General features: G+C 63.0%; 5 protein-coding genes and 2 pseudogenes. 3 read left to right on the top strand and 4 right to left on the bottom strand.

The features are described from left to right. Positions 1-15: 15 nt before the first annotated feature. On the bottom strand, positions 16-624 hold the full coding sequence (locus JKL45_RS28905) for a cyclic nucleotide-binding domain-containing protein (protein ID WP_201865217.1): 609 nt from the start codon (positions 622-624) through the stop codon (positions 16-18). 146 nt (positions 625-770) lie between these two features. On the opposite strand from JKL45_RS28905, the pseudogene JKL45_RS28900 reads away from it, so the two are divergent. Continuing rightward, positions 771-1,469: pseudogene (locus JKL45_RS28900) on the top strand (IS6 family transposase). A gap of 337 nt (positions 1,470-1,806) precedes the next feature. Next, the gene (locus tag JKL45_RS28895; protein ID WP_201865216.1) at positions 1,807-2,184 is read left to right on the top strand and encodes a hypothetical protein; all 378 of its coding nucleotides are present in this window, start codon (positions 1,807-1,809) and stop codon (positions 2,182-2,184) included. A 154-nt stretch (positions 2,185-2,338) separates the two neighbouring features. Here the strand turns inward: JKL45_RS28895 and JKL45_RS28890 are convergent, their stop codons facing one another. The 3 genes and pseudogenes from JKL45_RS28890 to JKL45_RS30740 form a co-directional block, all read right to left on the bottom strand. Continuing rightward, entirely contained in the window at positions 2,339-5,140 is a 2,802-nt protein-coding gene (locus JKL45_RS28890) for an SH3 domain-containing protein (protein ID WP_246499101.1), read from the bottom strand. A gap of 309 nt (positions 5,141-5,449) precedes the next feature. Continuing rightward, positions 5,450-5,647: pseudogene (locus JKL45_RS30360) on the bottom strand (HlyD family secretion protein); the annotation flags it as partial. Between the two features lie 438 nt (positions 5,648-6,085). Next, complete coding sequence (locus JKL45_RS30740) at positions 6,086-6,361, bottom strand: DUF3309 domain-containing protein (RefSeq protein ID WP_201865213.1); 276 nt, start codon at positions 6,359-6,361, stop codon at positions 6,086-6,088. Between the two features lie 239 nt (positions 6,362-6,600). Between JKL45_RS30740 and JKL45_RS28870 the strand changes: the two genes are divergently transcribed. Then, a complete protein-coding gene (locus JKL45_RS28870; RefSeq protein ID WP_201865212.1) occupies positions 6,601-6,882 on the top strand; it encodes a hypothetical protein in 282 nt (93 codons plus the stop codon). Positions 6,883-7,008: the final 126 nt, after the last annotated feature.

Here is a 7,008-nt window from a genome sequence, read left to right as displayed (position 1 = left end):
CTATGTCAGCCCGGTTCAGTTTGAAAGGCTAGCCGGATCGCTACAAAACCGCTCTCCACTAATCTGAAGCAAGTCCACATAGCGTCCGAACGCTTGATTGGTGACCGCGGCTCCTGTGAGACCGGTGACGCCTTCGTTGCCGAAAACTGACATCTCGGCAGAGCGGCCGTCCTGCATGACAGCCATGAGCGAGATGATGACGTTGTGCGGAAAGTAGGCATCGCGGAGGGGCTGACCCGTCTCGCAGAGCACCTGACCTTGTTGCAGGTTAACGATCTCCAGGTGCGGCTTCAAGCAGGCAAAATCCTCGGGCTCCAGAGCAGCCAATAGCTTGTTCGCCCGATGTCTTCGGACACCCCCTGCATACAGAATTTCGTCATAATACATTAGTTGGTTTGCCCGTGATCGCCCTCTTTTCTTATCAACCGCATCTAAAAGCAAACAATTTTGTTGTGGGCACCCGTTCGTATAAGGTTCACATCTCAACCGATCTCGCTGCTTTCTTTGATGATTCTCAACACCGGCCTGAATTAGCTGTAAAATTACGCTGGGATCAGCCCGCTCAACCTGAAGATGAGCAACGATTGGAGCGATTGAATTGTCTATGAAGGTCTGGCAGCCCACTCCCACAAAACCCTCGACGAGCCGATCCCGGCACTCGGAGACTTGAGCTCACGGGCAGCAAACAAAACCACCGCCGTGCGGCGCAAGGGCACTGTTGCAGTAACCTCGGCAGTGTAGTCCAGAGCGGCCAATCGAGGAGCCGCCTTTTGTCTTTGTTCAAGCGCCGCCGTTTCCCGGTCGAGATCATCCTGCTGTACGTGCGCTGGTACTGCAAGTACCGGATCAGCTATCGCGATCTGGCTGAGATGATGTCCGAACGCGGTGTCAGCGTCAGTCCAAGCACGATCTTTCGTTAGGTCCGACGCTATACCCCAGAGCTTGAGAAGCGGGTGCGACCATACGAGGGACATCGATCAGGCTCATGGCGGGTGAATGAGACCTATGTCCGAGTTGGTGGATGCTGGCGGTACTTGGTTCGAGCGATCGATAAACACGGCCGTCTGATTGCCTCCATGCTGTCCGGCCGGCGTGATACTGGAGCGCCTTATCGCTTCTTGCGCAAAGCTCTGAGGGTGGTGAGCGACTATCCTCCCTCATCGATCACGACCAACAAACTGGCATCCTATCCGAAGGCGATCCGAGGCTTGCAGGACGAAGGGCTGCTGCGGCAGGATGTCGAACACCGCACCTCGAACTATTTGAATAACATTATCGAAGCCGACCATGGGGCGCTCAAGCGCCTGATCCGGCCAACGCGTGGTTTCCAGACGATGAAAACCGCCGCCGTGACGCTGATGGGCTTCGAAACCATGCGGATGATTCGGTACGGTCACTGCATGCAGCGAAAACGTCAGGCGACAGGCGAAGTTCGTCTCATCAATCAGCTCTTCGGTCTAGCAGCCTGAATAATCTGATCGACGAGGTTCGTTTTGCCATTTCAGGTTACCGCAACGGGCCCCTAAAGCCCAGCCAGGATGGGTCTGAGCGGTTCGCCTCTCACGAATGCCACAAGAAGCGATCCGAGTTTCTTGTTATCCCTTAGATACGGGATTGTTCCGTGACCGCAATTCAGTTCGATGACTTTGATGGGTGTCGGAGCAGCAATCCCTTCAGCCATAGACACATCAAAGGAATTCGTCGACTCAACGAGCACTGTAATCCCACTTTGCACATTCTGTGACAGCACTTCACTCAGATCTCCCCACTGGATCGAAAGATCCCTTACATGACGGGCGCTGACGCGTGTCGGCGCTGTCGGATGGACTGAAGCGGCGCGGGGTCTCGATCCGGCATGCATGCGGATCGATTGCGTGTGCCGCCACCCTTGCGGCCGGGCTGGTCACCATCCTGCTGTCACTGTCGGAGGGGGCGCTGCCAGTCATTGCCTGCACGGTAATCGCGTTCTCCCTCGGCAACGTGATCTTCGTGCTCGGCCCGGCCGGGAAGCGCGGTGCCGCTCTCGGGATCGTCAACGCCATCACGACGCTGGCGGGTCCACTCGCTCCATCCGTCACCGGGATGATCCTCGATGTCGGCTCTGGGGCAGCGGACGGGTCCGCCATGCCTTGGTGCTTGCCGGGGCCTTCGTTGTCCTCGGGGCGATCGCGGGATTTGCCCTGATTGACCCTGAGGCCGATCGGTCCCGTGATCCCGTGGTCACTCCGATTGGAAGCCAGCCGGCGTAGTCTCACGCTTCCGGATCCGAAGGCACACGGGAAGCTCGTCCGCGCATCCATCGCGACTTCTGGAAGCAGGAAGGACCGCCCTCTACGCATCAGCGCCGGCCACCGCCCCTGAAGCCGCCGCGCCCACCTCCTCCGAAGCCGCCGCGCGAGCCCATGCTCCGTGATGGTCCGAACGACGATGAACCGGAGAAATGCGCCGGAGGACGCGAGAACTGGCGGCTCGCCATTTCCCGCTGGTTGCCGACGTGGCGCGCCTGGACGTCGCGCATGACATCCGACGGAACCTGCGGGCGCGCCGCAGGACGCTGCGCGGCGGGACGCTGGGCTGGCCGTTGCCCTGTCGTCGGCCGCTGCTGTGAGGCCGGTTGTTGCCGGGCAGACGGTCGGTCTGCCGCCCCGCGTCCCTGCTGGGCCACCGCGCGCTGCTGCGGGGCTTGGCGCTGTTGATCCGCCGGACGCTGCGGAGGTGTCCGGCGCTGCTGGGCCCGCTCGCGAACCGCATCGCGATCTACGGCATCCCGCCGGACCTGGCCGCCGCCGCCCAGGCGCTGGCCCAGTGCGGCACCGGCAGCGCCGGCTCCGGCAAGGCCCCTGAGCGCATCGCTGCCGCCGCGTTCCTGCAACCGCTCGCGTCCTTCCGCCGACAGTCCCTCGCGCCCTTCGCCGCGCTGGAGCAGATCCCGCGGCTCCGGCCGCCCCACGTCCTGCCAGCCGCCGTCGAAGCGCTGCCAGCCGTCACCGGAGTTGCGGTAGACGTTGCCGTCACGGCCCGCGTAGATGTCACCTCGTCGGCCCTCGCGGACGAAGCCCTGGCCATTGGAGGTGTTCCAGCGCAGGGACGAGCCTCCGGCCGCGTTCTCCCGCGCCGCCACTCGCGCCCACTCGGATCCGCGCTTCACGCCCGCCGACTTCCAGGCGCCATAGACGTTGCGTCCGCCTGCGGCGAATGCTCCGCCGTCGGTACGTGGATTGTAGGCTCCGACGAATCCGGCCGAACCCCGCGGACCCCAGGCCGCGCCTGCACGGGCATAGGTGCCTGTAGCCGGATTCCAGGCACGTGCGCCCGCGATCCCGCGATAGGGGCCATATGCATAGCCGTAGCGTCCATACAAGCCGCGCACGGGATTGTAGTAGGCTCCGAGGCCCCACGTAGCCGGTCTGGGATAGTAGATTGGGTAGCCATAGCCCGGTCCGTTGTACCAATAGCCCGCGTACCTCCACCCCGTGCCATAGACATAGGTGCCCCAGGCAAGGAAGTTGAACAGGTATCCCATGGTGTAGCCGTACCAGACCGCGTTGGGCTCGGTGTCGTACACGCGCACGTAGGTGACGTTGTAGACGGGCGAGGATGGCGGGATCGCGTAGATCGCGTCGGGAACCTCGCGGGCGAGTTGCCACGGGCCGTTCGGGCTGTCGGCCATGAACCAGACACCGTCCCGCAATAGGAAATAGCGGTCGCCGACCTTGATCACGGTGTCCGTCGTGTTCGTCGCATAGGACAGGTCTGTCGTCGCCATCGGCGCGAACCGGGCATCTCCTGCATAGGCGACCGTCGGCGTGATCGAGCCCGTTTCGATGCGCGCCGTGGTGGGTATGCTGGCCTTGAGCCGGGCCTCCGCGCTATCCGACGTGCCGGGGACGGAGGAGCGCACGGCATGGTAGGGCGCGTCCTCGGGGATGTTGCGGAAGTCCGACGGAAGGTCGGGCGTGGCAAAAATCCATGGCCCGTCGAGCGTCGCGGCGCGGAACCAGCGGCCGGATAGGAGCACGTACCATTGCTTGCCGGTTTTGTCGAAAAACACATCGGCCTCGGTGTTCGAGGCCCATTGCAGCGCCGTACCGGGCACGTCCTCGAGCTTGGGACCACCGCCGAAAAGGATCAATTCCGAGGGACTGTCCGTGGTGATCACCTTCGGCGCGGCATTGTCACCGTAGGGCTCGGGAGGCAGAGCGCCGCGGGCATCGGACCAGTTGCCGTCATCGGGCAGATCCTTCAGCGGCGCTGGCAGTTCAGTCACCGGTGCCCAAGGACCTGCAAATGCGTTCGCGGTAAGCCAATGCATGTCGTCGCGCAGGAAGAGGGTGCCGCCGTCGTCAATGCGGAACACATCCCAGTTCGAGTTGACCAGGAAGGAAAGACCCGCCCTGCCCTTCACGGGCGCGTAGAAAGACTCTCCGTCGGTCTGCACGAGGATTGCCGGGGAGGTCGATACGAAGACCGGCGGCGGATCGGCCTTGAGTCCTCGCACGTCAATCATGCGCTTTTGCTCTGCGAGGCTTGCAGTCACGCGCGCCTCCGGCACGGTGATCGGACCGGTCGGCAGGAGCTTGCCGGTCTCGACCGCGAGCGCCTTCAGGTCGTCGCGCCCGAGACCGGAGAAGTTCAATTCGGTGACGGTGATGTCGGTGATCACAACCTCGTCGGCATCGTCGTCGTAGGACGTATTACCCTTCAGGCCGATCACGCCGAACACCGGATTGGCATCGGGTGTCTTCAGGAACTCGGCCGCCATCAGCGCCTCGATGGCCTTGAAGTTGGTCCATTCCGTGAACTGCGGCTGGTACAGGACCATGCGTCCCTTGCCAATCTCGTAGGATCGCGGCCAGCCCTCGGCCTCACCTGTCTCCTCGACATAGCGGCCGCTGACGAAGCCGTTGCGCCCGCCGACGGTGACGGCACACCAGCTTCCCGAATCCTCGCAATCGCCGATGTCGATCGCGGTGCCTTCCGGAAGCGTGCGGATGGAGGAGAACTGCGTTCCCGGGCCCGAGCGAAAATTGACGCTGGCCGTGGTGATGCCTGGAGTTGCCGATACAGATGTGGTTGTGATGATCGGGATGAGCGTGAGAGCGATGATCTGACACGAACCGAACCTCTTCCTCTTCATCATAAACTCCTTGGCTCCAGGCCAGCTCCCTCATGCCCGCACCGGGCTATCGCCGCACGCGCGACCTCTGCATCCTGCCGTCCGTGTCCTTGCCTGCCCGGGGATTGGTGTTGAGGCACAGCGGGACGAGATTGTCCCCAGTGTCGCGCATCGTCAGGCAGACCTTGGCTCCCTCCAGTCAATCACTTGGACCAGCGTGGCGGGCGCGGTGTTCCTCGCTCTGGTCGTCATGAATCAACTCCCGTTCCGGTGTCGTCCGTATAAGAACGAAATCCCTCACGCACCTCCTCCCGACGGTTGGGGACAGGCCGCTCAATGCCCGCCAAGCACCAGGGTCTGGATCGGGTAAATCAGCGCCTGGATGCGCAGGATCATGGCGTGCACGAGCCCGACCGCATCCACCCCGTGCAGGGCCAGCCCCTTCAGGATGCCGATCTGGCCGGAGGCGTTCAGGTCGTGATTGCTGGTATAAGTGTTGGCGATGCAGGAGCTGCCGGATGCGACGCGGTCGAAGAGATCTGTTTGAGGCTGGAAGCGCAGCCGTCATGGTGATCTCCCGCTGTGCCGTCGTGGTTGCGAAAGGCCAGCGAAAGGGCTGCCGGAACGCGACCGGGGCCCGTGGACGCGTTCCGCCCGACCTGTTGGTGCGCACGAGTATTGCTTTTCGCTCCTCCGTTGCTTGACCGCTTGGGCCATCGCTTTGACAGTTTGGGACTGCGGTGCGGAAAGCGTCTCGGGTAGTCACCCGGTCACCGTCACCCAGCCTTGCGCCCCATGCTGGCATTCCGGGTTGAGGTCAGGATGGTACAGCTTCGAGGAACGCCCGATTACCGGGCGCGGGAACGGTTGGCCCGCCATTCCGACGGAGTCTGTCCGCACCGCAACTCCATGCCCACGCGCAGGTCACGGGATCCTTCAACCTGCGGATTCAGGCGCATCAACCGACGTTCAGGAACGTCGCATCGCTCCGCAATGCCGCTCAAGGTATCCCCCGCTGTACGGTGACGGTGTCGCCACATCCAGGAGGCGCCTCGGAGGCGGCGGGAGCGGCCATGATGATGGCCGCCACAGCCAGGAGGGCAGGATTGCGTGCTCCCATACGACCAGGGCCAGACCCAGGGCTCCACTCGGCCGCAGCCCCCAGGTGCGGCTGTAGGGCCACACTGGAACGGTGGCGATGATGAAGAGGACGACAAGGGCGATCAGGATGGCGCTGAGTGACATGATGGCGGTTGGCCTGGGACGGAAGCAATCCGAGTATTGCTGCAGCCATCTTGGCCACTCGCTGCTTTGACGCGCAGGCGCTCGACTTGGTTGCGTTTCCCGGCTGGGGAACTCCGGCTCGCTTCAAGCGACCGCCCCCGTACCTACCTCCTTTGAGCAGGGTTGCATGTGGGCTTGCCCGCGGCCACCTGCGGGGTCAAAGCCCATGCAGGTAATCATGCAACGACCAGAGGAAGCCCATGACAGGCAATCGCGAGCGCTCGTCCGGCCGGCCGGATCCATGGCAACCCCGCATGTACTCCCCAGAGCTTCAGCCCTTGCTGCAATCACTCCTGGCGACCCTCGCCGACATCGACTTCGCACATCACAGTGACATCGAGACGGTCAGGAACAGCCCGGCGGAGGACTGGCTCAAGCAGGCCACGATCCGCAGGCTGCAACAACACCATCGCGAGCGGCGTGAACCGTACGTCCGGAGGCTTGAGGCCGTGCAGGAGCGCATCCGATCCATGGCGGCCTAGCCATCACGCCCAGTGCCGGCCTCGCGGCGCAGCACGTGAGATTCCCGAACCAGCATGGGCCAGTCGCTTACCGAGCGCGTTGGTGCCATAGGCCAGCAAGCACACGAGGCGACCATTCACCGTCTG

The sequence above is a fragment of the Microvirga soli genome (genome assembly GCF_016734765.1).
Lineage (GTDB): Bacteria > Pseudomonadota > Alphaproteobacteria > Rhizobiales > Beijerinckiaceae > Microvirga > Microvirga soli.
Note: the sequence above shows the minus strand (reverse complement) of the source record. Positions and strands in the feature narration are given on the sequence as shown.

What these genes read in the sequence shown, in the direction of transcription:
- JKL45_RS28890 (WP_246499101.1), bottom strand. Translation starts at nt 5,140, where the DNA reads ATGATGAAGAGGAAGAGGTTCGGTTCGTGTCAGATCATCGCTCTCACG.
- JKL45_RS30740 (WP_201865213.1), bottom strand. Translation starts at nt 6,361, where the DNA reads ATGTCACTCAGCGCCATCCTGATCGCCCTTGTCGTCCTCTTCATCATC.
- JKL45_RS28870 (WP_201865212.1), top strand. Translation starts at nt 6,601, where the DNA reads ATGACAGGCAATCGCGAGCGCTCGTCCGGCCGGCCGGATCCATGGCAA.